The sequence below is a fragment of the Streptomyces sp. NPDC045956 genome, from assembly GCF_056430705.1.
This window is the reverse complement of the sequence record NZ_JBWKKZ010000009.1, coordinates 290,663-317,521: the sequence shown is the minus strand read 5'-3', so window position 1 is coordinate 317,521 and position 26,859 is coordinate 290,663. Positions and strand designations below refer to the sequence as shown.

Below are 26,859 nucleotides of genomic sequence, written 5' to 3'. Positions count from 1 at the left end.
AACGACCTCGTCCAGCAGGCTTACAACACTCTGCTCACGCTGCATCGATGAAGACTGCTCGTCGTACCGGGCCACAGTGCAAGCTCCCTGATGGAGCGTTCCGCGCCCTGGCCCTGCACACGGCGTCGTCCAGGTCGGCGACGGTGTCGTTGGTGAAGGCGTTGAACGTGACGGCAGAATGCAGCTGGAGCACAACCAACTCGTCGACACGCGGTATGCGCAGGTTCTCCCTGGCGTCGACCGGAATCCGTTCCGGGTTGTTGTCCATCACCTTCACGTCGCCTTCTCGGCCTGTTGACCGCTCGGAGCGGACACGCAGTCAGGTCTGTCGGGACTGCACCGGACGAGAGGCGCTCGGCTCGGGTGCTGCGCGGCGCGAGCAGGAAGGGAGGCCCGGTTTCTGCGCCGTTCCGGGGTTCGGGAATTCACGCCCAACGCGACTCGTGACGTGCTCCTCACCGAGACGCCGACACCGGCATGCCGTCGGCGAGCCCGTTTCCCATGGACACAAGTGTTCATCGCGTTCACGTCTCCACCGCGGCCCGCCCTTACGCCGGCCTCGGCGGTGGGGTCTCATGGGGAACCGACCGGACGCCACCTGCACGGCGCCGCGTTCCCGTGGACACCCGAGGGCTGTCCGGGGCGATTCGGTGGCGGAAGAAGCAGCCACGTCAATGACAGACAGTCGGCAGAGCAGCAGGCAAACAGACCTCACGGTCCCGTTCTGCGCTCGGACTTAGGGGCGATCATGATCGAAGGCTCGGTTCGTCTGTACGCCGGACAGGGCAGTCGCGGTGTCCGGGCCCTGGCGGCCCTGGCGGAACAGCCCGACGCGCACGACCTGCTGGCCACCATCGGACGCAAGTGCGCCGTGCACGGCGTCGGCTCCGGCGCCGGCGCGTTCCTGTCAGCCGAGGCGTCGCCCGACGCCGACTGGTCCCTGGCAGCGGCCTTTGCGGTGGCCGTGGCGTCGGACCGGCTCATCGGTCAACCAAAGCCGGCGGACGTCATCGTCGGCCACAGCGGCGGGGAGATCGCCGGGCTCGTCGCCGCCGGCGTACTGGACCTCGACACCGGCGTCCGTCTTGTGTGCACCCGTGCGCAGGCCCTGCGGGAGAACGCGGCGGAAGCCGGCGGGATGCGGGCCTTCGAAGCCGGCCTCCAAAGAACGCAGGCCATGGTCGACGCGCTCGGTGACCCCTCGGTCGCCGTCGCGGCGGTGAACGCGCCCCGGCTGACCGTGGTGGCCGGGCCCCTACCGTCCCTCGCCGGCCTCAAGGAGGCAGCCTCCGCGCTGGGCATATCATCGGCGCGGGTGGACGCACCGTACCCGTTCCACAGCCCACTGTTGCGCGCGGCGGCAGACCGGTTTGCCGCCGCCATCTCGGGTATCCCCGTTGGCCGGGCCAGGGCTCGCGTCTACTCCCCCATCGAGGGCCGCTTCTACCGGGACGACGACGACTACGCGGCGCTGCTCCCCACCCACCTGTTCCGCCCGGTCCGGTTCGTCGACGCGATACGAGAGCTATTCGCGGCGGGCTACGACGAGTTCACCGAGTGCGCTCCGGTCGCGACGCTGTCGAAGCTGGTGGGCCTGACGCTCCCGCGCGTGGCCACCGGCACGGTAGGTGAGCCCGCCGCCGACGCGCCGGACACCGACGAGATCACGGCGGCCGACCCACTCGACGCCGGCCGGCCGGCCGACAGGCCCGCAGAAGCGGACGCAGTCAGCAACGACACCGGAGACAGCACTGGCGTCGGCGACCCCGGCCGGGAAACGGTCCTCAAGGAGCTCCGGCAGTTCTACGCCGACGAGCTGGGTTACCCCGAGGACGTGATCACTGAGGATGCGGACCTCGAGGCCGAACTCGGCGTGGACTCCATCCAGCAGACGGAGTTGTTCGTACGCACCGCCGCGCGGTACCACCTCGGTGACGCCGGTGAGCACGTCAATATCACCGAGTACCCCACCCTGGCCGCACTGGCCGATTTCGTGGTGCAGCGGATGAGCCGGGAATCGGAGGCCACGAAGTGAGCCACCAGGATGCCGCGCGACCCCTGGAAGGGCAGGTGTGCCTGGTGACTGGCGGCACCAAGCAGGGCGGCGCCGCGATCGCCAGGAAGCTCGCCGAACAGGGCGCCCACGTCGTCCTGAACTACTTCCACGACAAGGCGGCAGCGACTAGGACCCTGGAGGAATTCCGGGCCGCCGGGCTGTCGGCCGAGACCTACCGGGCCTCTGTCGCACGACCGCAGGACGTCGACCGGATGTTCACCTGGGTCGAGGAGGCGTACGGCAGGCTCGACGTCCTGGTGAACAGCGCCGTGTACGGCGTGTTCAAGCCGTTCACGGAGATCTCCGATCGCGAGTGGAAGCGCACCGTCGCGACGTGCTTCGACGGCGCCCGGCTGTGTTCCCGGCGGGCCCTTCCGCTCATGCGCGGCGGCCATGCGTCGATCGTCAACATCTCCTCGCTCGGCGCGGAGATGGTGGTGGGCTACTACGCGGGCGTGGGTCCGATGAAAGCCGCCGTGGAGGCGCTGACTCGCTACCTGGCCGTAGAGTTCGCCCCGCACGGTGTCCGCGTCAACGCCGTGTCGTGCGGCCTGTTCGACGGTGCGTGGACGCACAGGTTCCCCGGCTCCGCGGAAATGCTGCGGGTCACGCGGGAGGCGACGCCACTGGGCAGACTGTCCAGCGCGCAGGACCAGGCGGAGGCCGTCGCCTACCTGGTGTCGGAATCCGCACGGTGGATCACCGGCCAGACGCTGACCGTGGACGGGGGCGTCAGCACCGGCTTCTACGCGCTGTCCCCGCCGGACTACCCCCGCAGGAGCCCTGCGTCCGAGCCGGCGCCGCACGGCGCGCCGGTGGAAGGCGGCTTTGCCGCACCGTCGGGCGACCGCACGGCGCGCCGTGACGGTCCCTCCCCCAGGGGACGGCACCACACCCCCTCGGACGAGAACGGGGAAGTGGCCATCGTCGGCGTGGGGCTACTGGCCCCCGGCATCGGCTCGGCCGACGACCTGTGGGAAGTGCTGGGCAAGGGCGAACCGCAGTACTCAGACGATCCGCCGGGCCTGGACCTCGCGCGATTCTCAGGGGCCGGTGGCGAGGACAAGACGGCGGCGAGGGCTTCGGGGCTGCTGCACGGCAGCCCACTGGTTGCCGTGCCCCATACCCCGGAGACGGAGCCCCGTCTCGGCTCCACCGACTGGGACATCCGTACCTGGATCCGGCACGCCGTCGCACAGGCCCTCTCCACCTGCTCGATCGGCACCGGGCACCGGGCCTACGTGGCCCTGGGGCTGGTCCCCGAGGCCGGGCGACAGTTGGAGGAGTCCCTGGTGCGCGATCAGGTCGTGCGCCTCCTTGGCGGCAAACCGAGCACCGCGCTGTCGCGGCAGCTCGACCGCGCCCTTCCACGCTCCCAGGGCATCCTCGGGGCCCTGCCGCACCACGTGGCCCGTGGCGCCGTGCAAGGGCTGTTACCGCCCGGCACCAGGATCGACACGGTCGACGCCGCCTGTGCCTCCGCCCTCTACACCATCGACTCCGCCACGGATGCGATCCTGCATGGGGAGGCCGACATCGCCCTGTGCGGCGGCGCCTTCGCGACCTCTCCGCGCTACATGGTCCTCTTCGACGCGATGCACGGGCTGAGCCGGTCCGGGCGGCTGAAGGCGTTCGACGCTCATGCGGACGGCACCGTGATCAGCGATGGCTCGGTGGTGCTGGCGCTGAAGAGCCACCGGCGTGCCCGGCGCGACGGTGACACGGTCTTCGGTCTGGTCCTGGGCTTCGGCGGGGCCTGCGACGGACGCGGAAAGGCGATCAACGCCTCGGATCCGCGAAGCCAGCGCTTGGCCCTGGACCGCGCCCTGACCCGGAGCGGGACCAATCAGGACGAGGTCGACTGGGTTCTCGCCCACGCAACCGGCACCCGGGCCGGTGACCGGTCGGAGCTGTCGATGCTGCGGGGTGCCGCGCCCGATAAGGGCTGGACCGTGTCGGCGAACAAGTCGCTGATCGGTCACACCGGGCCGCCCTCCGGTGGCGTCTCGGTCGTGCAGGCACTGCTCGGCCTGCGACACCACCGCATCCCCGCCCAGCGCCCCGCGACGACGCCGGCCGGCGACATCGCACCCCTGGTTGTACCCCGCGCGGACACGCCCTGGTCGCCGAGGCCGGACCGGCCGCGCAAGGCCGCGGTGGCCGCCTACGGCATCGGCGGAGCCAACGCGTTCGTGGTCCTCGGCGAACCGCATCCGGCGTCCCCTCCCCCGGCCCTGCGGCACCTCGACGACGATCCCGTCGTTGTCGTCGCATGGAGCGCGGACCTACCCGGTGAGCCGGGTCCCCCTCAGGTGGAGGACTGGCTGCGTACCGGCTCGTACCCGTGGCCGCTGTCCTACGGCGACGACTACCGGTTCGACGGTGCCGCTTTCCGGATGCCCAGGCGTGCGGTGCAGACGGTTGACCGGACACAGCCGATGGCTCTGCGCTGCGCCGACGGACTCGCCACTGCGCTGGGCCCCGCCCTGGCCGCTCTCCGTGACACGACCGGTGTGGTCTACGCCTCCTCCGGTCCCACCCGTGCCTACGCCGAGAACGCCCTGCGGTGCTACCTGGACCAGCTTGCGACAGCCCTGGACTCGGAGGTCGTCTCCGCGCTGTCCGCGGATGTCCGGAAATCGGTTCCGCCCACCAACGAGGACTCGCTCACCGGGGGGATGGCCAACATCCCCGGCGGTCGCGCCGCCAGCCACCTCGACGTGAAGGGGCTGAGCGTGCGCTTCGACGCGGGCCGTGACTCCGCGCTGGCCGCGCTGGCCGCGACCCGGCGCTTCCTGCGCACGGGCGATCTCGACCTGGTGCTGCTGCTCGGCGCCAACGGAGTCGTCTCACCCGCTCTCGCCGAGGCGATCTGTTCCGGCGACGCGCCGACCAGCATCGCCGAAGGCGCCTTCGGGCTGGCGCTGACCCGCCGGTCGGTCGCCCGCGAGCACGACCTCCCGGTGCTGGCGACCCTCACCTGGCCCGGCCTCGACGACCTGACGACGACGCACTCGGATCCGGATGACGCGACACCACGCGCGCGGTCATGGCTGGGGGCCGACGCCGCGGTCGACGTGCTCGGCGCGGTCGTCCGTGGCGAGCGCCGGCTGGTCACGCCGGTGGAGGACCTCGGGCAGCCGGCCGTGTTCGTCGCACCGGCCGGGCGCGACGCCGTCCGGTCCGACGCGGACCGCCCGGAACGGGCTGCCGGTACGCCGCCCTCGCCGCCGCCACGGATCAGACGGCACACGTTGTCCTGGGTCACCGACCAGGGCACGCGGGGGACGACGTCGGCGCTGGAGGCCCTTCCCGCCGACTGCACGCTCGTGACGAACGTCTGCCTGGAGGGAATCGCCTCCCCACGGCGCGCGGTGATCTGCCCGGCCTCGTACGGGTCGGCACCGTCGGACGCGGTGCGTGTGGATGCCGCCGAGCTGGACAAGGTGGTCCTGGGCGGTCGGCAGAAGCGCCACCTGCGGGTCTTGGTGGACCTCGCCGCCGGCGAGGACGAGGTACTGGCCATCCACGAACTGGTCTTCGCGGCCGTACGCGGGTCCGTCGGCGAGCTGAGCGACGGCGGGTCGTGCGTCGTCGTGGTGTTCAATGCCCGCGGCAGTGCCACGTCCAGCGCGTGCGAGGGCATGTTCACCGGCATGGTGAAGAGCATGGCGCTCGAGCTGCCGGAGTGCCTGAGCCTGTGCGTCGTGAGCGACACCGACCGTCCGCGCGAGGCACTGGCGCTCGTCGGACGCGAGTCGGGCAGGGGGCGCCCCCTGCCCGCGGTGCGCTACGTGGGAGGGGTCCGCCGGACGGAGCGATGGCTGGCGGACAGCGCGGACGGCCCGGACGACACGACACAAGGCCTGGAGCTCGACGGCGATTGCGTTGTACTCGCGGTCGGAGGCGGCCGGGGTGTCACCCGGGTCCTGACCGAAGCGCTCGCTCGCCGGTGGCGCCCGCACCTGTGGGTGCTCGGGACCACCAGGCCGTACGACATTCCCGCCGCCGAACTCGCCGCAAGCCCGCCGGACAGGCGGGAGTACATCGCCGCGCGCCTGCGTGAACGGCCCGGCACACCGCTCACGACTGTCACGGCCCGCTATGAGGCGGTGCAGCGCGCCCGGATGGTGCAGGAGGCACTGACGACCTACCGCCAGGTGTGCGGTGAGGATCGCGTGCACTACCGGGCTTGCGACATCACGGACCGCGTGGCGGTTTTCGACGTGGTCAACCGCATCGTCAACCAGCATGGGCGCGTCGACCTCGTCCTCCAGGGCGCGGGGATCAGCCGGTCGGGCCGGATACCGAGGAAGACACTCGCCGAGTTCACCCGCGTCCGCGACATCGTCGTCCGCGGCCACCGCAATCTCGTCGACGCACTCGTCCCCGTACCGCCCCGGCGGTGGCTGAACGTCGGGTCCTTCGTCGCCCTTGTCGGTTCACCGGGCGCGATCGACTACGCCAGTGCCCACGGCTACCTCCTGACGTCGGCCGAGCACGCCCGCGCCCGGCACGGCTGGCCGATGACCACCGTCGCCTGGCCGTACTGGACCGACGTCGGACTGGCGGCGTCACCGATCCACCGGCAGGCACAGCAGCGGCGTGCCGTCTTCACCGGCATCGACAACACCGAGGGCGCCTCCCTCCAGATGGCCGAACTGCGGACCTCTGGCGACGACCCCGTCGTCATCCTCGCGGGCGACGCCGAACTGCGCTCCTCGCCCGGTACCCGGCCGTCGTCTGCGGCGGACGAGCCACAGCGGACCGTGCCCCCTGTGAAGTCGTGACAGCGGACCCGGCACGCATCTGGAACCAGTCCGTGCTCACACCCCACGACGAAGGCGTCGATGACGATGAACGGGAAAATTGACCCGAGCGGGAAGACCGTCGAGGACCTGGCGCGGCTGCTCCACGGAGAACGTCCCGCCGAGATCCACCGACGACTGTCCGCCGCGCTGTCGGACTCCCTGTTCGAGCCTCAGGAGGGCCTGACCAGCGGCGAACGCTGCGAGTTGTCCTACGCCCGGCTGCGCGCCCTGGGCCGCCACCTGCCCTCGGCGGTATCGGTCGCCCAGGATCCGCGGATTCTCTTCGCGCTCCTGGACGCCACCGCGACGGTGGACACCACGATGGCCGCGCTCGCCGCCATCCACTACAACCTGTGCCTGGGAACCCTGCTCGACCACGTCGCCGACCAGCCCAGCCTGCAGCCGTACATCGACGAACTCGACACACTGGACTCGGTGGGCGTGTTCATGGCGACGGAATTGGGATACGGCAACAACGTCAAGGCACTTGAGACGCAGGCCGTGTTCGATCCGCGCACCGGCACGTTCACCCTAAGCACGCCGACGCCGCGATCCCAGAAGTACATGCCCAACACCGCCGTCGCCGTGCCGAAGATCGCGGTGGTGCTCGCACGGCTCGTCGTGAAGCAGCGCGACCACGGGGTCTTCCCGTTCGTGGTGCGGATACGGGACTCCGCCGGACCGTGCCCCGGCGTCCGGATCGTTCCGCTCCCGGAGAAGCCCGGCCTTGCCCTCGACAACGCCATCACCGTCTTCGAAGGGGTGCGCCTCCCCCGCGACGCCGTCATGCTGGGCAGCCACTCCCGCCTGGCCTCGGACGGAACCTTCCACAGCAGTCTCGGACCGCACCAGCGCTTCCTGGACGCCATGAAGCGAGTGGTGCCGGGAAAGCTCGGCCTCACAGGCGCACACATGGCGTGCGCCAGGGCAGCGGTGTCGATCACCAGCAGGTACAGCACACAGCGGCTGACCTTCGCGCCCGGGAAGTCGTCGGTACCGCTCATCGAGCACCAGGCCCACCGTCGCGCCCTGGTCGGCGCCCTGGCGCGGACCTACGCCATGTCGCTGCTGGTCAACCGGGCCCGCCGGGAACTGGACGCCCACTCCGGTCAGGCCACCTCGGCGGTCGAGCGGCTCGTCGCTGTGATGAAGGTCAACGCCAGCCGGGCCGCCGAGCGGGTGGTGCTGGTCTGCCGGGAGCGGTGCGGCGCGCAGGGATTGTTCAGCCGCAACCGCATCGCCGACTACATCGCGTTCGGCCATCTTGTTGTCACTTCCGAGGGTGACAACGACGTGATCGCCCTCAAGGCCGCCCAGCAGATGGTGATGAGGTCGGGCTACCGGCCGCCGACTGACACCCCCAGGACCAGCGGTGACCTTCGGGAGATCGGGTTCCTGACATGGTGCCTGCGCCAACGCGAGCGGCGACTGCACGAGCACCTGGCGCGGCATGTCACGGCCGGGTTCGAGAAGGGGACCGGCAGCTTCGCCCTGTGGAACGCCGTCGCCGGCGACCTGCTGGCCCTCACCCGCGCGCACGGCCTGCGCATGGCCGGTGAGGAGCTGCAGTCCGCCCTCGACGGCGCCGCCGCAGACACACGGAGCGCGCTACTCCCGGTGTCCACCGTCTTCGCCCTCCAAGAGATCGCCGTTGATGCCCACTGGTACCTCACGGAGAAGATCCTCACGGCCGAGCAGGTCCGGCAGATTCCGACGCTCCTCGACAGCCTGTGCGGTGACGCCGCCTCCTTCCTCGACACACTCGTGGACGGCCTCGATGTGCCGCTGCGCCGCCTGCGGGCACCGATCGCCGGGGACTACCTGCACGCCTACGACTGTCTGTCCGATCCGTCGCCCGCTACCCCGCGGCCGGTCCCGGACGGGACCGCAGAATCGGGCGCGAGGCGCGCCGGCTTCTACGTCGACACGGCGGACCCCCGGGACGGTTGGGGCAGAGAACTCGACTCACGCCTGGACGCAAACCTGCTCGACCACCGCGTCAAGGGCCGGCCGACCCTCCCGGGTTCGCACATGCTCGAGATCGCGGCGGAAGCCGCCGCCGGCGTCGTCCCCGGCCTCGCGGTGATCCGCTTCAGCGACGTGCGCTTCCACGCGTTCCTCCGCATGGACCCCCAGCAGCCGTCCCGATTCCGCGCCGAGGTCGGCGACGTCAGGGAGGAAGCGGGCAGCCGGCAGGTCACGGTCCGCGTCCTGTCCGACGTGGTCCACTCCTCCGGGCGCGTGCTGCGCCATGGACGTCTGCACGCCGAGGCCACCGTCCACCTGGCGCCCGAGGCGGCCAGGCCGGCCCCACCGCCCTGTTCGTCCAATACGGCAGCAGCCGGCACCCGCGTGGTCGACCCGTACTTTCTTCCTGCCGTACCGATGACGCTGCTCGGCGTCTACGACAACACCCGCGGGTGCCGCCTCGGGCCCATGGGCAGCGCCACCGAGCTGGACCTGGGGCGCACGGCGGGCGACAGTGCGTTCACGCGGTTCACCATCCCCTGCCTTGCCGTCGACGCACTGACGCGCGTGCCCTTCCCCGACCCGGACAACGCGCCGCGCGTCGGCGTGGCCGTTCCTCTGGGGTACGGGGGGCTCGACCTGTACACGGGATTCAACGACATCGGGCTGTTCGACGCGTATGGCATCGGCCTGACCCTGCTGCAGGAGCCGATGACTGCCACGAACCCCGCCTTCCACCTAGTTTCCGCGGCCGGCGAGGTCCTCGTCCGCATGACACGGCCGCATCTGCGGGTCGTGGCCTGGGTCCCGGACACCGCCTTGCGGGGCAAGCCCGTCACCCCGGAACAGGTGGTCGCAGCGGTGCCCGCTTCCACACCGGCCGCTCCCTGAACGGTTGTACCTCGGAGGTCCTCAGGTGCGAACCCGCCCGCCGGGGCCTGGGTTGCCGAATGGCGTCGCTGCGCTACGACCGCACCACGGTCACCCACTGGCTCGCGGGCTCCCGTCCCAGGGGGGCGGTCCCGTACTTCGTGGCGGAGGCGTTGACGCGCAGGATCGGTCGTCCGATCAGCGTGGCGGAGACCGGCCTGGCCGGGCGTACGGAGGAGGAAGAGGACCACGGGCCAGGCGCAGTCTGGCGCGGGCGGCCGGACAGCGACCCCGTGAGAAGTCTGATCGCCCTGGCCAGGACGGACGCCGATCCTACGCGTAGCTGGCGGCTGCTACGTCCTGTCTTCCAGCAGTTGCCGGTGCCTGACGGTGAGGTCTTGGGCTGGCAGCAGGCCAGTGACCGCAGCGGATCCCGTGCCGTGATCGGCGACGCCGACATCGAAAGGGTCCGGTTCATGCTCGACCAGTTCGCCGCGAACTGGTCGAGGTTCGGCGGCGGCCACGCCCGTGCCCTGGCCGCCTGCTACCTCGGCGACGACGTCGGGCGGCTGGTGGTGCGGCCGGCGCCGCCGGCCCTGCGCCGTGACCTGCTGACGGTGACGGCGCAAGTCGCTCATCTGCTGGGGGAGAGGTCCGTCGACGCGGGCCGTCATGGGCTGGCCCAGCGCTATTACTTCGCCTCCCTGCGCACCGCTGCCGCGGCCGGCTGGTCCTACAGCAAGGGGCGGGTGCTGCACCATCTGGGAGACACACAGGCTGCCCTGGAGGCGCTGCGACACGCGGCGGGGGGACGCCCTGCCCACGACCACCGCGGGACAGCCATCAGCCAGGCGCGGGTGGCTCTCGTCCTCCTCGACCTGGGCCTCGTCGAGGAGGGGTGTTTCCACGGTCGCCTCTTCGTGAACGGATGCATACCACTGCGCTCCCACCACGCCGCGGTGCTGCTGAGAGAGTTGCAGGCACGGCTGTTGCGCTTCCCGCGGGTTCCCGAGGCCGTCGTCCTCGTTCACCGGATATCGCACCTCACGTCCACTCCACGCTCCCCGTGAGAGTCAGACCGCGCGAGTGCAGGCCCTGGCCATGACATCACAGGCCATCGCCCTCGCGGCCAGGGGCGGCACTCTGGCAACGTGGCATCGCGCCCACACAGGCCCGCTCGGCGGTGGTGCGGTCGACCGCGGGCCAGCCGTGGCGACGGGCGAGCACGGCAAGTTCAGCATCCGGCTCGAAGGCGATCGGGTGGCCCACGGCCGCGAGCAGTTCGGCGTCGGCCAGGCTGTTGCCCAGGGCGACGGAACGGGCGAGGTCGAGCGGCTGACGCTCGCCCAGGTCGTGCAGACAGCGAATCTTCTGCCCGAGACGTCCTGGCGCACGGAGCAGACGGGCACGACAGCGTCCCTCGACCGTCTCCGCCCGGGCTCCGTAGCCGTGGGCGATGCCCAGGTCCGCCACTGCCCGAGCCACCGCTTCCTCGGGACTGCCAGAGACGACGACCGTGACGTAGCCACATCTGGCCGCTGCGGACAGCACCGGCCGTACGAACGGGAACACGCCGGCCCGGCACTCCCGCCAGGCGCGGTGAGCAGCCTCCTCGAGGACTTGGTGAGGCAGCCCGCCGATCGCGGCCGCATAGTGCGCGTAGACCGTCTCGACCGTGTCGCGAAAGGATTGTGGGGCCGCGTCGCGGTCGGCCACAGCCGCCAGGGCCGCACCGACTGCGTCGTCTCGGACGGCCTGCGCCCCAACCAGCTCGCGCAAGACGGCGGCCCCGAGGGTGCCGGAGTGGATCGTGCCGTCCAGGTCGAACACGAAGGCCGGGCGCCGGTTCAGTCCCGGCATTGCAAAGCGGAGGGAAGGTCCCGCACGTCCACGACGGTCCAGTCCCGGGGACGCGGACCGAGGCGGCGCAGGCGCTCGATCGTAATGACGCTCCACGGGGAGAGTTCCAGGCGGTGCTGGTCCACTTCCGCCAACACCACGTCCCACGGCGCCCACCGCACGCAGTCGACTTCGTCGGAGTTCGGGGCGAGCGGAGCCGCCTGCAGTACCCGTACGGCTGGTCCCACCTCGTTTTCGACGATGCCGTTGTCCATCGTGGCCCGGTAGCGCACCGCACCCAGCACGGGGTCGATGCGCTCCGCCGTCGTTCCCAGTTCTGCCCGGAGCCTGCGTCGTACCGCGTCCACCAGCGACTCGCCGGGGACGGGGTGCCCGCACAGGCTGTTGGTCCACACGCCGGGCCACGTGTGCTTCGACAGGGCCCTGCGCGTCAGCAGGAGCCGGTCGGCCTCGTCGAAGATGTAGGCGGTGAAGGCGAGATGCAGCGGCGTGTTCCGGTGGTGTGCCCGCACCTTCGGAATGCTGCCCACCGCGTTCCAGCCGTCGTCGAGCAGTACGACATGCTCGTTGTCACCGGTCATCGTGCCTCCGAGGTCTTCCCGGGCAGTGATTGACCAGGCGCTTCCCGGAGGGGCCTCTTGCGCGGGCTGCCGGGCGCCCGGAGCCGCCTCTCGCCGTACGAGGGCGGCGACGTGGTCGAACAAAGGGTCGTCCATGGACGTCAGGGAACGTCGACGGGCAAGGGACCGGACATGTCGGTGGACCAAGTGCCACACACCCCAGGAGACCGAGGTTGAGTGATGACGATCGTGTGTCCCGCGCAGTCACCTTGGGTGATCGGGCCGGTCGTGACGAGAACCGTCATGCCGTCGGGCCGGAGCGTCAGGGAACTGGTGAAGGCGACCCCGGGGGCTGCCTGCTGGGATCGGCCCGGAGGATCTGACCGGTGCCGGCGCTGCCGCCTCGATGCAGTTGAGGTCGCCGCTCCGGAGGAAGGTGTACGTCCCCGCGGCGTGGTGGAGGTCCGGGCGCGACGCAGGGGCCCAAGGTGCCGGAGGAACACACGTCGGCGTGTGAAGGGGGCGTTGTGAGCATGGGGCGGGGCGCGTGGGAGGTGTTCGGCATGGCCAAGAGACAGCTGACGACACCGCTGCCATCCGCGGCAGTCGCAGCCGTCGCGGCCGCCGCAGGCAGGCGAGCGGAGGCGCCGGGCGCCGAGGCGGCGACGAACGAGACGATGGCTCTACACATGGCACAGACCGTCCTTCGACGACGGGGTCCGGTGCGGACCTGGACTCGGCGCGAGCCAGTGCGTGGAGCGGCTCGGCGTGCTTTTTCCAGCGGACCGCCGGCCTGAGCCGACGCGGTCGGTAACCGCCATGTGGCGGCATACCTGGACCGGGCGCTGAGGACTCATGGTGTCCGCTGCCGTATCTGGCTGTGCCAGGTAAGCGCACGACCGAGCACCTGTACAACACCAACGCCGTCACTTTCATCGCGTTCACGCCTTACTGCGCCCCGGCGCCATCCGTCCTGGCCACCCAGCGGTGAGCCCCCGGCTCCGCCCGCATCCTGCTGCGGGTGCGGCCCCTTGACCCGCGGACGGCGGACGCCAATGGTCACGTTCAGCAGACGGGGGCCGCTCACAGCTAGTAGCGCTTCGCTCTGCTGAGTGATCACCGCTGGTGGTGGGCAGCCTTCCTGGGTGAAGCTCAGGGAGTGTTATCTGCGGGGCCTGATGCTCGACGGCTGACGGAAGTCGATACAGCCGATGGCGGAGCGTCTGCCGGACGGGAACATTTGCAGGCCCTGCAGCACTTCGTGAACCAGTCACCGTGAGATCCGCTGCCGGTGCGGCGGCGGATCGCCGAGCGGCTCTCCGAGGTGATGGCGCCCGAGGTTCGGGGGGTCGACGATGTGTCGTTCCCCAAGTGCGGGCGGGCGTCGGCCGGGATCGCCCGCCCGTACTGCGCTGCGGTCGGGAAACGAGCGAATTGCCAGGTCGCAGTCAGCGTCCACGAGGCCACCGATACGGCGTCCCGCGGCGGCCGCAACCACTGGAACGGCATGCTGCCCACCCGGACACGTCTGGTCGAGTGGCCGGACGGCCAGGACGCCCCAATGGACTACTGGATATCGAACCTGACCGCCACGACTTCGGTCGCCGACCTGGTCCGGTGGGCGAAGATGCGTTGGCGCATCGACCACGACTACCGCGAACTCAAGCACGGCCTCGGCCTGGACCACTTCGAGGGCCGCACCTGGCGCGGCTGGCACCATTACGTCACCCTCGTCACCGCCGCCCAGGCATTCCTCACCCTCCGGCGGCTCGACCCAAAAGTCCCTACACCGGCCTGACCCTCTACCAAGTCCTCGACGCTCCACAGGACCTGCTGAGGTGCTGGACCAGTACCTGCACCACCTGCGGACGACCCCTGCCCGGCCGCCGGAGCAGCCGCAGACAGCGCAGAACCTCACGGGCACTACTAGGGCGCGTATCGAGTCGTGATCAATCTGCGGGAATTGCCCTCACTGCAGCCTGGATCGGTAGATCTCGTGCATCACGCAACGTAACTGACCAAGCGAGTGGGAGAGCTCGGCGAGCCGTAGCATCCGGCGCTGTTGGGGTCGGCCGGAAACGGCGGCCCGGACAAGCCGCCTTCCGGTCGCTATGACCACGACCACCCGCATAAAGGCCGCACCTCGGGAGCTGGGGGCGGGGGTTGATGGGGAAACCGTATGAGTAGAGTGATGTTTGATCGATCATCGATCATTTATCTATCCAGCTCAGAGGAGCGGACATGGTGGAACAAGGAGAGCGGCAGCAGGTGACCGTGGTCACCGGTGGCAGCCGAGGCATCGGCGCGGCGATCTGCTTGCGGCTGGCGGCCGAGGGACACGACGTCGCCGTCGGCTACCGGTCGGACGCCGAGGCGGCCGAGAACGTGGCCGAAGGAGTGCGCGCGCTGGGCCGGGCAGCCGTCACGGTCGCGGTCGACACCGCCGACGCGGCGAACGTGGACCGTCTGTTCGACACCGCTGCCGCGCAGCTCGGCCCGGTCACCGGACTGGTGAACAACGCCGGGGTGAGTGGGCCGGTCGGGCCACTGGCCGGTGCCGACCCGGAGGGGATGCGGCAGGCCCTGGAGGTCAACATCCTGGGCTACCTGCTGTGCGCCCGCCGGGCCATCGGCGACATGACGGCGGGCGGGGCGATCGTGAACATCTCCTCCGCCGCCGCGACCCTCGGCAGCCCCGGCACCTACGTCCACTACGCGGCAGCGAAGGCCGCCGTGGACGCCATGACGGTCGGGCTGTCCAAGGAGGTGGCGGCCGACGGCATCCGGGTCAACTGCGTCGCCCCCGGTACGATCTGGACCGACTTCCACGCCGACCCGCAGCGCCCCGCCAAGATCGCGGCACTCGTCCCCATGGGCCGCGCCGGCCAGCCCGAGGAGATCGCTGGAGCGGTCGCCTGGCTGCTTTCGGACGACGCCTCGTACGCCACCGGCACGGTGATGAGGATCGCCGGCGGAATGTGAGCGCAGGCGGCTCCCCCGTTCGGGGGGTGCCTCTATGTCTTTCGTCAAGGCACCTCTGTCGCGTTCGGGGTTGCTGGGGTCATGCGGCGAGCTCGACGTCCTTCGGTGTTCGGGATTCGTAGAAGGTGCCGTCGCGGAGCATGGCGAACAGGACGCTGATGCGGTGGCGGGCGAGGCGGAGGAGGGCCTGGGTGTGGGTTTTGCCGCGGGCTCGGCAGCGGTCGTAGTAGGTGCGGGAGGCGGGATCGTGGAGGGCTGCGAAGGCGGAGAGGAACATCGCCCGTTTCAGCTGCCGGTTGCCGCCTCTGGGGGCGTGCTCGCCGTGGATCGACGTGCCGGACTGCCGGGTTGCCGGGGCGAGGCCGGCGTAGGAGGCCAGGTGGGCGGCGGTGGGAAAGCTGCTGCCGTCGCCGACGGTAGCCAGCAGGACTGCGGCGGTCCTGACGCCGATGCCGGGCATCGAGGTCAGGACCTGGGAAAGAGGGTGGGCCTCCAGCAGGGCTTCGATCCGGGTTTCCAGGGCTCGGCGCTGTTCGTGGACGGCGGCCAGCGACTTCGCCAGCGACGGGACGATCACGTCGAGGGTGCCGGTGCCCGGGACGACGGCGGTCTGCTCGTCGAGCGCGGTGAAGATGTCGTCGACGAGCCGCTCGGCCATGCGTGGTGCCCGGGGCCGAACAACTTCGACCAGCTTGCGGCGGCCCGCTTTGCGGAGTGCTTGCGGGGATCCGTAGCGCTCGAGGAGCCAGGTCACTGCCGGATGGTCCAGGCGCGGGCCGAGGACGCGTTCCAGGCTGGGGTGGAACTGGGTGAGCAGGCCGCGGATGCGGTTGGAGGTGCGGTTGGCCTCGCCGGCGAGGTCCTGGTCGAAGCCGACCAGCATGGCCAGTTCCGCGGTGACCTCATCGGTCAGGTCGAGGGTGCGCAGGGTGTGGGGCATGGTGCGGGCGGCGTCCGCGATGACCACGGCGTCCTTGGCGTCGGTCTTGGCCTCGCCGGGGTAGAGGTCGGCGATCCGGCGCATCGCCAGTCCGGGCAGGGATGCCGTCCATGGAGAAGAGCGCATCGGCGGACGCGATTCCCCGCTCCACCGCAGCCGTTCGAGGCACCGCATCCCCCGTGCTCATCTCCGCTCCCACGTACCTTGCCACTCCCTGCGACACAAGGTAGCGAGGCCAGCGCAATCAGCACACGTCCCATCCGAGACCTGTCGCCGTATGACCCAAGCCCAAAGAACAGACCTAACGCGCTACTCGACGGGTTGAGGCCGCCAAGTCGATTGACCCGCGCCATCTGGTCCAGAAAGACCACCTCACACACTCCGTCAGAAACAGCGTCAAACGAGCGTCAAGACATTTCCCGAACCCGTCTCTGACGGAGTTGAGCAGAGCGTTCTGGACTCATGCTCCCGCTGCGAAACCGCAGGTGAGCCACGTGGCGGCTACCTACAACATGCTCCACGCGGTGAGCTTCCGGAAAGAGGTCGAGCACCACCGGCCACATCTGGAAAACACAAGAAAGCCGCAGGTCAGAGTCCCTTTGCAGTAGGCTCCAAAATCGCCACGCACTCAACATGCGAAGTCATCGGAAAGATGTCAGTATGCGACTGCTACGAGAAAGGCCAGGTCAGAGTGGGTTTTCCGGCTCGCTGTGTCGCGCGTGGGTGCCCTGAGCGTCAAACGGGCGTCACGGTCGGCAGACCAGGAACGTGGTGAAGAGCTGTGGAGCGGGCCCCGGCCTACCGAGGACCTGGTGCTCGCACGAGCATGGGCCACCACCCGTATTCACGACGCCGATCCGGGTGGCAGGACGGGCTACGGACAGTGGGCGGGATCACTGCGGGACTGCTGGTCTGGGGCGTGCTCGCGGTGGCCGGCCTCGCCGCGTCCACCACCGCGTATACGGCGGTCAAACCATCTGACCCGAACGACGCCACAGCGACATGTCACGTACCGGCTGCCGGCGTCGCGGTGGTCGGTACGGGCGCAGACCTGACCGGTATCGAAGTGGCGCGGTCGAGCCGCGTTCACTGGTAACGCGGAGTCGAAGGGGGTCGCTCGCAGCGCCGGCGGCGGCTTCCGCATCGAGCGTTAGGATTCGCCAAACACCTCTCCGAAGGCGTCGCCCATGCAGGCACCTCGTTCACGAACCCGCAGGTCGGCAGGGCGCAAAGACTGATCCGTCCGCTTGAACCGCTGCACGGAGAAAACAGGTCGAGAAACCCACCCGGACAGCAAAGACGCTGGTCAGGGCCCCTTGCCCGCAGATCCGAGGATCGTCACGCACGCCACGTGCGACGCTGTGTGGAGGAGGTCCGCCATCCACGGCGGCGGATCACCGCTTGCGCCTCGGGCTCATCGGCCGCCTGTCTGCCGATGGGCCCGTTCGTCTCGCGCGGCGAGACTCCCTTCATCCAGTTGCGGACAGACGGAACGGCAGACGGGTGAAGCCGCTGACTGCTCCGCCAGGTCTGCGGACCGCCCGCCCCGCCGGTCGCAGGTGTGGCAATCGGCTGGCCAGGGTCCACAGGGCGATCTCTCCCGCCAGCCGAGCCAATGAGATCTCCAGTCTCATGGCACCGTCCGCAGTGAGGTGACTGGGCTGGGAACTCCGTGCGAGGTCGAAGCGGGCAGGGTAGGGGAATTGCAGACCGTCGCGGTGGGCCGCGGCGAGCACAACCAGAACACCGCTGCGAGGTGGCAGGGGGCGACCCCCCACCTCGGCCTGCTCGGAGGCTATACGCAGGATGAACCGGCGCGGAGGATCGAAGCGCAGGGTTTCGCCGACCGCCTTGGCCGCGAGGTTCGGTGCTGCCCTGAGTGTCTGCCATTGCTCAGGGCGGGCCGCCAGCGCGGCCACCGCGTTACCGATCAGACAGACCGCGGTGTCCAGGCCGGAGGCGAGCAGAGTCCTACAGACTTCGGCGGTCTCTTCCAGACTCGGCTTGTCAGGGACGATGCCCGACTGCTCCGGACTCGTCGATGGCGTCTCATGGCGGTCACGCCGTTGCACGTGGTCGATCAGCCTGGTCAGGTCGTTCCCTCTCTGGTTTGCGCTACGGGGAGCGGTGAGTCGGCTGATCAGGTCGCCTCCAGGGCTCTGTCGCCGCTCACGCTCCAATCGAATGACCAGGGCTGCCAGGTCCTCATGCGCGTCCTCGACCGCTTCGGTCCGTGCTGCTGAGGGCGTCCCGTGGACGGATCTGCCGATGACATTGCACATGTCGGCGAAGCGTGCTGAGTCCGCTGACGGAATACCGAGCACTTCACCGAGGCAGGCGACAACGAGTGGAAAGGCGAAGTCGTCCACGAGGTCTATGAAGTCGGCTTCAGCGTGCCGGCGAAGCAGGTCGTGCGCGACGGTGTCGATTCGCGTGGCGGCCTGGTGCAACGCCGGGCGCAGCAGCGGTTCGGCGATGGCGTACGCCTCGTCGGATCGCTTCACGGATGAGCGGTACCCCTCAGTGCGAGCCGGCGCCGAGCACGCGAGCGCGCAGGTGTCCGCGGGGTGGGTGAGTGATGCGCAGGTCGAAAAGCGCGGATCCTGGAGGACTTGGTGACAGCCGTCGTACGAGACCACGGCGAACAATCCCGTGCGACTGCGGTGGACTGGCCCCTGAACTCTCATCTGCTCGTACAACGCACAGGCGTCACCCCGGAAGCCCGGCGCGATGAGCTTGGCCACAGGGTCACCGGTGCGGGCCAGGAACTTCGCCTTCATGCTGCGCGGGCCGAGGGTGCCTGCGCAAGGCGGCTCGATGTCGTTGGGGCGGTGGTTCATGGTCTTCCCCTCAGAGAGCGACTTCGGGCTGGTCGCGGCTGATTTCCGCGGGCGTCCGGAGCTGGGGTCGTCGTGCACTCGTCATTGATGCGAGCTCTGCCGGGTTGGCGGCAAGGACTGAACGACACGCTCCGCAGGTGCGGTGGTGGGTGTGAGCAGGTCGGTGACGACGCGGCTCTCGTTCTGACTCACACCTCATGAGTCAACAGTATTCCAAGTGAGACATAGATGTATCAGATGAACCGTAAACGACCCATCGCTTACTCCTCCTGAGCGAAGCCCCCTCCGCTAGCGCTGGGCTTGCAGGCGTCGGCGGTGGAGCCATTTCGGTAGTCCAGGGGCCTCCAGGAAGCCCTCCGCGCGGGCCGATGCCAGTCCTATGCGAGGCAGATCTGCGCTCTTCTCGAAGAGCAGGAAGCGTGGTTCCCAGATCGGGCGGTACTTCGCGTTGGCGCGGTAGAGGGACTCGATCTGCCACCAGCGGGAGAAGAAGCTCAGCAGCGATCGCCACAGGCGCAGTACCGGCCCGGCACCGAGCCGTGCTCCGCGCTCGAACACCGAGCGGAACATCGCGAAGTTCAGGGAGACTTGGATGGTGTCGATCTCGTCTGCCCGGCGCAGCAGTTCGATGACCATGTACTCCATCAGGCCGTTGTCGGAGTCGCGGTCGCGGCGCATCAGGTCGAGGGAGAGCCCGTGAGGGCCCCATGGCACGAAGGACAGCAGGGCCCGCAGTGTGCCGTCGGCGTCGTGGCATTCGACCATCACGCAGCGCCCGTCCTCCGAGTCTCCGAGCCGGCCCAGGGCCATGCTGAATCCGCGCTCGGTCGCGCCGTCGCGCCAGTCGTCGGCGCGCTCGACGAGACGCGCCATCTCGTCGGCGGTAATGTCCTCGTGGCGCCGGATGCGCACGGTGTACCCGGCTCGCCGCACCCGGTTGTGCGCCTGCCTCACGGTGCGCATGGCGCGGCCCTCCAAAGTGAAGTCGGCGACTTCGACGATGGCCTCATCGCCGAGTTCGAGTGCGTCCAGGCCGTGCCGGGCGTAGACGGTGCCTGCTTCCTCGCTCGCGCCCATGACGGCCGGGACCCAGCCGTGTGCGCGTGCTTCGGCGAGCCACGGGGTGATGGCCCCCGGCCAGGCTTCCGGGTCACCGATCGGATCCCCGGATGCCAGCGACACGCCGCCCACCACGCGGTAGGCGATTGCGGCCTTCCCGGTCGGGGACCACACCGCGCTCTTGTCCCGGCGCAGTGAGAAGTAACCGAGGGAGTCGCGCTCTCCGTGGAGCTCGAGCAGTGTCCGCAGCTGTTCGTCATCGTGCTCGGTGAGCGGGTCGACGGCGCGGCGGGCGCGGAACGCGGCGTAGGCGACAGCGATGACGAGCGCGGTGCCCAGCACGTTGATGGTGACGTTGGCCCAGTGCGGGACGGCGATCCCCGGGAAGCGCGACTTGTCCACCGTGACCGTGATCAGCTGCCACGTACCGTAGCGCCAGCGCTCTGTGATGGTGGGCCGGCCCTCGTGGGGCGACTGGTTGGTGGCGGTTACCAGCAGCCAGGCAAGCAGGGAAGCCGTGGCCAGACCGCCGACGGCCACGACGGCGGCGAGCTTGGGGTTGGAGCGGTCGCCCTTGGCGTAGAACTCTCGCCGTCCTGCCAGCAGCACGACGACGAACGCGGCAGTGAGAAGAAGTGAGATCCAGTTCTGCGGGTGCCGCCGCCACTGCGGGAAAAACATGGCGAAGCAGACGAGCGCCAGGAAGAGCCCGCTGAGCGCCAGGTTGAGGATCCATGCCGCGCGTTTGCGGCGCCGCATCGTCACCGCGAGGAAGGCCGTGACCACGCCGGAGGCGAATCCGGCGGTCAGCAGGTACGGCGTGAACAGGTCCTGTTGGTTGTGCCGCCGCAAGTCCTGGCCGAGGGAGACCCATACGGCGCTGAGGAAGTTGATGAACGCAACTACCCGCAGATACCAGACGGCGTAGGAGGCGGCCCGCTGCGACAGCGGGGACTCTCGGCCTGCGTCGGTCTGGGGTTTGGCGGGACGGTTGCTCATCGTCTCTTCCGTGTCGTGTCGTCAGGGGGCAGGGCATGGGACAAGGGCACCTCGCCCCTGCGTCGGAGCCACCGGTGATGCGGGCCCAAGCACGAGGGCCCGCATTACCGGTACAGCTTCTGTCTGGGGCGGCAGATACTGCGTCCGCCGTTCAATCCGCTGGTCAGTGCTGGACGGGTTCGTTCGTCAGCTTCTGGCCGCGCAGCAGGAACCAGGCGACGGCAGAGGCCAGGAGGAGCAGCACGGCGCCGACGCCGGCGGCGAGTGCCACACCGTCGACGAAGGACTCGCGTGCCGCCTGCAGCAGCGCTGCGGCCGCCTCGGCGGGCATGTGCACGGCGGCCACGACGGCTCCGGCCAGCGATTCGTGTGCCGCCTCCGGGGTCCCGGCCGGTCCGGTGAAGTCCTGGTAGATGTTGGTGACCACGGAACCCAGCAGGGCGATGCCCAGAGCGGTGCCCAGCTCGTAGGCCGTTTCCGAGACCGCCGAGGCGGCGCCGGCCTGTTCCTTGGGGACGGCGGTGAGGATGATGTCCGAGGTGATCGTGAACGACAGGCCGGCGCCGAACCCGACAAGCAGCAGGGTGGTTCCGATCAGCGGGTAGCCGGTGGTCTGGGTGATCGTGGTCAGCGCGGCCAGGGACAGGCCGATGACGGCCAGGCCACTGGAGACCACCGCGCGCACCGAGAGGCGCCGCGCCGCGGCGCCGGCGACCAGACCGGCCACGACCGCGCCTGCGGCGGCCGGCAGTTCGGCGATGCCCGCTTCGATGGGCCGCCGGTCCTGGACGAGCTGCAGGTACTGGGAGAGGAAGAACAGCAGACCGGAGAGCCCGAGAATGGTCAGTACGTTCGCCAGGACGGCGCCGCTGAAGCCGCGGTTGCGGAACAGCCGGACGTCCACCAGCGGGACGGGCAGAGTGCGCTGGCGCCGGACGAACCCGTAGAGAGCGGCCGCACCGAGCACTCCTGCGGCGAGGGTGAGCCAGGCGAACCCTTCGGCCGCGGCCTCCTTGACGCCGTAGACGACACCGACCATGCCGATCAACGACAGGAAGACACTCGGCATGTCCCACGGCCCCGGGGAGGGGTTGCGCGATTCCGGCAGCATCTTGACCCCGACAACGACCAGCAACGCCATCACGGGCAGGTTGATCAGGAAGACCGAGCCCCACCAGAAGTGCTCCAGCAGCACACCGCCGACGATCGGGCCGACCGCCATGCCCGCCGAGGCGGCGGCGCTCCAGATGCCGATGGCGAGGCTGCGCTCACGCGGGTCGTGGAAGAGGTTGCGGATCAGCGCGAGCGTGGAGGGCATCAGCGTGGCGCCGGCGACACCGAGCAGCGCCCGGGCGACGATCATCATCTCGGGAGTCTGCGCGTAGGCGTTGAGTACCGAGACCAGGCCGAACGCGGTGGCTCCGATCAGCAGCAGACGCTTGCGGCCGATGCGGTCGCCCAGGCTGCCCATGGAGATGAGCAGACCGGCGATCACGAACGAGTAGGCGTCGCCGATCCACAGCAGTTGAGTGCCCGAGGGCTGCAGGTCTTCGCTGAGGTAGGGCGTGGCCAGGCCGAGAACGGTGGCGTCCACCGCGACGAGCAGCACGGCCAGGACCAGGACGCCCAGGGCGATCCAGCGGCCCGGAGCCCGTTGGGTGCTGCCCCGCTCGGCCGTACGCAGAGGATGGGTCATGATGCGTCCCTTCGCATCGTGCCACCGAGCAGCAGCTCGGCGATCATGTGAGTGAAGTCGTTGCGGGCCACCCGGCCCTCGATGACGGCCCAGCCGCCGGCGGCCAGCAGGCCGTAGAGGGCCTCGGTAAGCCACACCGCACTGAGGTCGATGCGGAACTCGCCATCGGCCTGGCCGCGCCGGAACAGGGCGGTGAGCTGCTCGTCGATACGGGCCCAACCCGCGTGCTGCCCGTCGCCCTCGAAGAGCTGGTTCTCGGAGTAGAGGAAGGCGAGCAGGCTCGTGCAGGGTTCGAGGGCACGGACCAGGCGGCGCACTGCGTCCTCCGCCGTGCCCTCCGCCAGGCGAGCCGAGTCCAGAGCTGCCTCGCACTCAGCGATGCCGAGCTCCTCCAGGGCGCGCACCAGGGCGTCACGTCCGGGGAAGTGACGGTTCAGCGTCGCCCTGCTGATCCCGGCGGCCCGGGCGACCTCTTCGGTGGTCGCCGTTGCCTTGCGCGTCAGCAGATCGGCAGCGGCACGTAGCACTTGATCACGATCGAAGCTCATGAGTCAACAGTAACCCACATGAGACACGAACGTCTCATGCGACACAGAACCGTCTCTCAATGTGGGTCGATGACCTTGAACGACACCGCGCCCCCTCTCGACACGGCCAAGCCGCCAGGCGCGTCGATTCCGGCATTGACAGTCATCGACTTCACCATAAACTAGACTGACAAGTCAGACTAGTTTCGTCAGGAGCGCGTATGAACTTCGGGACCGTGGAGCCCGTCCGCCACCGACGGGCTCTCGTCGTGGGGTGCGGAATGGCCGGGTGTGCCGCGGCATGGTGGCTGGAGCGTGAGGGATGGGAGGTCGTGCTCGTCGACAAGGAGACCGAGCCGTACCCGAGCAGCTATCTGCTGCAGCTGGATGCTGAGGCGACGCGGGTACTGCGACTCATGGGCGGCCAGCAGATCGTCGACGAGGTGACCTTCGCGGCGCCGGCGATGTCGGTGCGGTGGGGCACGCGCAGGGTCCGCGAGCTCAAGATCGACGGTGCCGACGACTGGCGTCTCGCTCGCCGTTCGGTTCTGCTGTCCAGGCTCTTCGCCCACCTGCCCGCAGCGGTCGAGAAGAGACTGGGAGTCGGGCTCGAGGCGCTGGAGCACCGTAGCGACGACGTCCTTGCCCGGTTCAATGACGGTTCAACGGAGTCGTTCGATGTGGTGGTCGGGGCGGACGGGCTGCACTCCACGGTGCGCCGGCTGACGCTGGCATCCGAAGCGCACAGCGTGTACCGCAATGGCCTGACACACGTATGGATCAACGCCGACGTGCCGCTGCCCGACGGGCGTGCGGTGATCGCCTCCCGTGAGGGGATGCTGTCGATGATCTGGCCGTTCCTGGACACCGACCAGACGTCGGTCATGGCGGTTGTTCCCGTGCCGGGCTCGACCGTGCCGGACGAGCCGATGCTCGTCGAGCGGGTCTGCGACATGGTCGAACGCCTGGGCCCGGACATGCGCGCTGTCGCGGCGGCGGCGCGGAAGTCCGAGGACACCAAGCTGACCCGGTTCTCCCAGGTGAGGCTGCCGCGCTGGTACACCCGTCGGGTCGTGCTCCTCGGCGACTCGGCGCACTGCATCGACCCGGTGTCCGGCATGGGCGCGCACGCGTCACTGCCGGGCGCGAAGGCACTGGCCGAGTCCCTGCGGGACACCGATGACGTCACTCTCGCGTTCGCGCGGTTCGAGGCCGAGGTCCGGCCCTTCGCCAAAGCGGCGCAGAGCATCACGGCGCGGGCCGTGGAGTTCAGCACCAGGGCCGAGGGACGCAGCCGCATGGCCACCCTCGCCGGAGGGGTCGGCGACCTGGTGTCCGCCATCCCTGCGACACTGACGAGGCGCAGCATCCGCAGGCAGGCCACCCTCCGGGCCTGAGCCCTCCCGCCTGGCAGGCCACCAGCGTCATGAGGTCGTGTTGCAGCCGGGCACACTGGTCGCCGAACGACGTCGCTACCGCACATGAGAGAGATCAATGGGACGCACAGCAGGACGAGGGCCCGAGAACACCAAGCGGTTGATCCTGGACTCCGCAAGGGGCGTCGTCGTGGCACAGGGAGCCCGGGCGACCCTCGATGACGTGGCAGTCGCGGCCGGGCTGACTCGGGGAGCGGTGATCTACCACTACAGCTCGAAGAACGCGCTGTGGCTCGCGCTGGCCCAGGACGTGCTCGCCCAGTTCCACCAGGCGGTGCAGGACCGTATCGAGGACGGCCAGGAGCCCGGGCGGCTGGCGCGCGCCTTCATCCGCGCATCGCTGGAAGGCGACGCGATCGAACTGGTCGGCGAGCGGCTTTTCCTGCTGGCTGCCCTCGCAGTGACCCCTGGGGTCTCGGAGATCGCCTCCGAGGACGGTGCGCGCTGGAAGGCCAAGATGGCCGAAGACGGACTCTCCGTGGGAGCACGCACCGTCATCCTGAACGCCGTCGACGGCGCCGGCCTCATGGCCGGATGGGGGCTGAGGCCCGACCGGTCCGAAATCTCCGCTCTGCGTGCGGAGTTGGAGAAGCTGACTACTCCCGGCACATAGCACTGTGCCGGGCATGCCATCTCGGCGCCCTGCTGACCGCATCGTTGGGCGTCTGTCTGTTGAGCGACTGCCTCGTGCACGGCGAGCCGTGACCCAGCTCGGGGCCCGAACACAAGTCGGACTCACGGGTGGGGCAGGCGGGTGGAGGTGCCGCGGAGACAGCCGAGCTAAGCCTTGCCGCTTTGGCGGACGTCCCCCGAGACCGTCGAGGTCTTCACCATCTACCGCACCGGTCGCCACAACCATGATCGGGCCCGGACTTACAACGGTCGGACGACATCGGCAGGCCGCCGCTTGCATTCCGGGGGGCATCCTCCCGCAGGATGAGCCTTCCGCAGAATGACTACCTCTCTGGTACTCGTCGGGGTCGGAGCGCTGACTGACCTTCGGTACCAATACCGCCGCGACAATGGATAGCTCCTCCGGGCACGGTCGGTTGCCGGACCGCCAAACCACACTCGCCATCGAGAAAGGCCGTCATGCAGATAGACATCCGCCATAGCCCCTCCTTCAGCGTCGCCAGGGTCCACCTGTGCGCGGGTGAGTATGTAAGGGCGGAGTCCGGCGCGATGATGGCCACCTCCGCGGAGGTCACCGTCGAGGCGCAAGCGGAGGGCGGGCTGATCAAAGGGCTCAAGCGCAGCGTCCTGGGTGGAGAATCCCTGTTCATCACCCGACTGACCGCGGGACCCGGAGGAGGCTGGGTCGATCTCGCCGCGAATTTGCCCGGCGACTTGGCCAGCCTCGACGTGAACGGCGGCATCAATCTCGCGCGGGGCTCATGGCTGTGCTCCTCCGAGGGTGTCGAGCTGGACACCAAATGGGGAGGCTTCAAGAGCCTGGCGGGTGGCGAGGGCGGCTTCCTGGTTCGAGCCGAGGGCACCGGCCAGGTGCTGGCCTCCTGTTACGGAGCCTTGGACCGCATCGACCTCGCAGCGGGCGAGGGTATGGTCCTCGATTCCGGCCACCTGGTCGCGTTCGACGACACCACCACCTACACCACCCGGAAAGTGACCCGCAGCCTCATGCAGTCCCTCAAGTCCGGTGAACGACTCGTCTTCGAGTTCACCGGCCCCGGACGGCTGTGGACGCAAAGCCGCAACCCCTCCGAACTTGTCACTTGGCTTACCGCAAAACTGCCTTTCCGGCGGAACTGAGCAATTCGAGGACGCTCGCGCTCCGAACCGTGGACCTCGGGTGGCCTTCCTACCAACGTAAACGCGGCTTGCGGCGTGTGGCAGCCGCAGGGGCACCGTCACTCGTTGATGACCGCGATTCGGAAGACTGCCGCGTAGCGGACGGCGAGCTCCTCATGGCACGTGGCGACAGCACGATCGTCCGATCACGACCGTGACGGACACAGAGGCGAGCGAGCCGACGTCAGGGCGGGGCGAAGCCGGGATCTCCGCCGTGACCTGGGCCGGGGCGAGTATGCCGCCCACAACAATGGTGAACATCGGCGTCGTCGACGTCCAGCCGAAGACAGTGCAGCCCGACGGCATCCGCTTCGGCCCAGCCGTCATGTCGGCAGCACGACACTCAAGGCCGTCCTGTCGACTGTGACGGACGGCGCAACGGAGCACGGCCGCTCACCGCCCGGGCGCCGCGCCTGCTCTCCCGGAGGCGTCGACAGCCAGCGGCA

General features: G+C 69.3%; 15 protein-coding genes and 2 pseudogenes. 9 read left to right on the top strand and 8 right to left on the bottom strand.

The window, feature by feature from the left end:
- Nucleotides 1-34: 34 nt before the first annotated feature.
- Complete coding sequence (locus AC07FV_RS24820) at nt 35-277, bottom strand: hypothetical protein (RefSeq protein ID WP_479089498.1); 243 nt, start codon at nt 275-277, stop codon at nt 35-37.
- Between the two features lie 471 nt (nt 278-748).
- On the opposite strand from AC07FV_RS24820, the gene AC07FV_RS24815 reads away from it, so the two are divergent.
- The 4 genes from AC07FV_RS24815 to AC07FV_RS24800 all read left to right on the top strand — a co-directional run bounded on the left by AC07FV_RS24815 (nt 749) and on the right by AC07FV_RS24800 (nt 10,775).
- Nucleotides 749-2,035 (top strand): acyltransferase domain-containing protein, encoded by a 1,287-nt coding sequence (locus tag AC07FV_RS24815; RefSeq protein WP_479089442.1) that lies wholly within the window; start codon nt 749-751, stop codon nt 2,033-2,035.
- 44 nt (nt 2,036-2,079) lie between these two features.
- On the top strand, nt 2,080-6,846 hold the full coding sequence (locus AC07FV_RS24810; protein ID WP_479089441.1) for an SDR family oxidoreductase: 4,767 nt from the start codon (nt 2,080-2,082) through the stop codon (nt 6,844-6,846).
- 66 nt (nt 6,847-6,912) lie between these two features.
- Nucleotides 6,913-9,726 (top strand): acyl-CoA dehydrogenase family protein, encoded by a 2,814-nt coding sequence (locus AC07FV_RS24805; RefSeq protein WP_479089440.1) that lies wholly within the window; start codon nt 6,913-6,915, stop codon nt 9,724-9,726.
- Between the two features lie 59 nt (nt 9,727-9,785).
- Complete coding sequence (locus AC07FV_RS24800; RefSeq protein WP_479089439.1) at nt 9,786-10,775, top strand: hypothetical protein; 990 nt, start codon at nt 9,786-9,788, stop codon at nt 10,773-10,775.
- Nucleotides 10,776-10,812: 37 nt separating this feature from the next.
- Here the strand turns inward: AC07FV_RS24800 and AC07FV_RS24795 are convergent, their stop codons facing one another.
- Nucleotides 10,813-11,565, bottom strand: a complete 753-nt coding sequence (locus AC07FV_RS24795) for an HAD family hydrolase (protein ID WP_479089438.1) — start codon at nt 11,563-11,565, stop codon at nt 10,813-10,815.
- Entirely contained in the window at nt 11,553-12,146 is a 594-nt protein-coding gene (gene idi / locus AC07FV_RS24790) for an isopentenyl-diphosphate Delta-isomerase (protein WP_479089437.1), read from the bottom strand. The genes AC07FV_RS24795 and idi overlap by 13 nt, the downstream gene beginning before the upstream one ends.
- Before the next feature lie 1,136 nt (nt 12,147-13,282).
- On the opposite strand from idi, the pseudogene AC07FV_RS24785 reads away from it, so the two are divergent.
- Both AC07FV_RS24785 and AC07FV_RS24780 read left to right on the top strand, forming a co-directional pair.
- A pseudogene (locus AC07FV_RS24785) lies at nt 13,283-13,923 on the top strand (transposase); the annotation flags it as partial.
- 443 nt (nt 13,924-14,366) lie between these two features.
- On the top strand, nt 14,367-15,107 hold the full coding sequence (locus AC07FV_RS24780; protein ID WP_479089436.1) for an SDR family NAD(P)-dependent oxidoreductase: 741 nt from the start codon (nt 14,367-14,369) through the stop codon (nt 15,105-15,107).
- Between the two features lie 79 nt (nt 15,108-15,186).
- Here AC07FV_RS24780 and AC07FV_RS24775 read toward each other — a convergent pair.
- The 5 genes and pseudogenes from AC07FV_RS24775 to AC07FV_RS24755 all read right to left on the bottom strand — a co-directional run.
- Nucleotides 15,187-16,152, bottom strand: a pseudogene (locus AC07FV_RS24775) (IS110 family RNA-guided transposase); the annotation flags it as partial.
- Between the two features lie 1,364 nt (nt 16,153-17,516).
- Nucleotides 17,517-18,887 (bottom strand): cytochrome P450, encoded by a 1,371-nt coding sequence (locus tag AC07FV_RS24770; RefSeq protein ID WP_479089435.1) that lies wholly within the window; start codon nt 18,885-18,887, stop codon nt 17,517-17,519.
- A gap of 288 nt (nt 18,888-19,175) precedes the next feature.
- Nucleotides 19,176-20,945, bottom strand: coding sequence for a phosphatidylglycerol lysyltransferase domain-containing protein (locus tag AC07FV_RS24765; protein WP_479089434.1), 1,770 nt, complete (start codon nt 20,943-20,945; stop codon nt 19,176-19,178).
- 163 nt (nt 20,946-21,108) lie between these two features.
- Nucleotides 21,109-22,641 (bottom strand): MFS transporter, encoded by a 1,533-nt coding sequence (locus AC07FV_RS24760; protein ID WP_479089433.1) that lies wholly within the window; start codon nt 22,639-22,641, stop codon nt 21,109-21,111.
- Complete coding sequence (locus AC07FV_RS24755; protein ID WP_366252551.1) at nt 22,638-23,189, bottom strand: TetR/AcrR family transcriptional regulator; 552 nt, start codon at nt 23,187-23,189, stop codon at nt 22,638-22,640. Before AC07FV_RS24755 ends, AC07FV_RS24760 begins: the two co-directional genes overlap by 4 nt.
- 200 nt (nt 23,190-23,389) lie before the next feature.
- Here AC07FV_RS24755 and AC07FV_RS24750 point away from each other — a divergent pair, with 200 nt between their 5' ends.
- The 3 genes from AC07FV_RS24750 to AC07FV_RS24740 all read left to right on the top strand — a co-directional run bounded on the left by AC07FV_RS24750 (nt 23,390) and on the right by AC07FV_RS24740 (nt 26,374).
- Nucleotides 23,390-24,565: an FAD-dependent oxidoreductase gene (locus tag AC07FV_RS24750; protein ID WP_479089432.1), complete on the top strand. Its 1,176-nt coding sequence runs from the start codon at nt 23,390-23,392 to the stop codon at nt 24,563-24,565.
- A 97-nt stretch (nt 24,566-24,662) separates the two neighbouring features.
- Nucleotides 24,663-25,217 carry a TetR/AcrR family transcriptional regulator gene (locus AC07FV_RS24745; RefSeq protein ID WP_479089431.1) on the top strand — a complete coding sequence of 185 codons (555 nt, stop codon included), beginning with the start codon at nt 24,663-24,665 and terminating at the stop codon, nt 25,215-25,217.
- A gap of 479 nt (nt 25,218-25,696) precedes the next feature.
- Complete coding sequence (locus AC07FV_RS24740; protein ID WP_479089430.1) at nt 25,697-26,374, top strand: TIGR00266 family protein; 678 nt, start codon at nt 25,697-25,699, stop codon at nt 26,372-26,374.
- Nucleotides 26,375-26,859: the final 485 nt, after the last annotated feature.

Bases quoted from the DNA above. Each gene is read 5' to 3' on its own strand.
- AC07FV_RS24815 (WP_479089442.1), top strand. From the start codon at position 749: ATGATCGAAGGCTCGGTTCGTCTGTACGCCGGACAGGGCAGTCGCGGT.
- AC07FV_RS24805 (WP_479089440.1), top strand. From the start codon at position 6,913: ATGAACGGGAAAATTGACCCGAGCGGGAAGACCGTCGAGGACCTGGCG.
- AC07FV_RS24800 (WP_479089439.1), top strand. From the start codon at position 9,786: ATGGCGTCGCTGCGCTACGACCGCACCACGGTCACCCACTGGCTCGCG.
- AC07FV_RS24795 (WP_479089438.1), bottom strand. From the start codon at position 11,565: ATGCCGGGACTGAACCGGCGCCCGGCCTTCGTGTTCGACCTGGACGGC.
- idi (WP_479089437.1), bottom strand. From the start codon at position 12,146: ATGACCGGTGACAACGAGCATGTCGTACTGCTCGACGACGGCTGGAAC.
- AC07FV_RS24780 (WP_479089436.1), top strand. From the start codon at position 14,367: ATGGTGGAACAAGGAGAGCGGCAGCAGGTGACCGTGGTCACCGGTGGC.
- AC07FV_RS24770 (WP_479089435.1), bottom strand. From the start codon at position 18,887: ATGAACCACCGCCCCAACGACATCGAGCCGCCTTGCGCAGGCACCCTC.
- AC07FV_RS24765 (WP_479089434.1), bottom strand. From the start codon at position 20,945: ATGAGCAACCGTCCCGCCAAACCCCAGACCGACGCAGGCCGAGAGTCC.
- AC07FV_RS24760 (WP_479089433.1), bottom strand. From the start codon at position 22,641: ATGACCCATCCTCTGCGTACGGCCGAGCGGGGCAGCACCCAACGGGCT.
- AC07FV_RS24755 (WP_366252551.1), bottom strand. From the start codon at position 23,189: ATGAGCTTCGATCGTGATCAAGTGCTACGTGCCGCTGCCGATCTGCTG.
- AC07FV_RS24750 (WP_479089432.1), top strand. From the start codon at position 23,390: ATGAACTTCGGGACCGTGGAGCCCGTCCGCCACCGACGGGCTCTCGTC.
- AC07FV_RS24745 (WP_479089431.1), top strand. From the start codon at position 24,663: ATGGGACGCACAGCAGGACGAGGGCCCGAGAACACCAAGCGGTTGATC.
- AC07FV_RS24740 (WP_479089430.1), top strand. From the start codon at position 25,697: ATGCAGATAGACATCCGCCATAGCCCCTCCTTCAGCGTCGCCAGGGTC.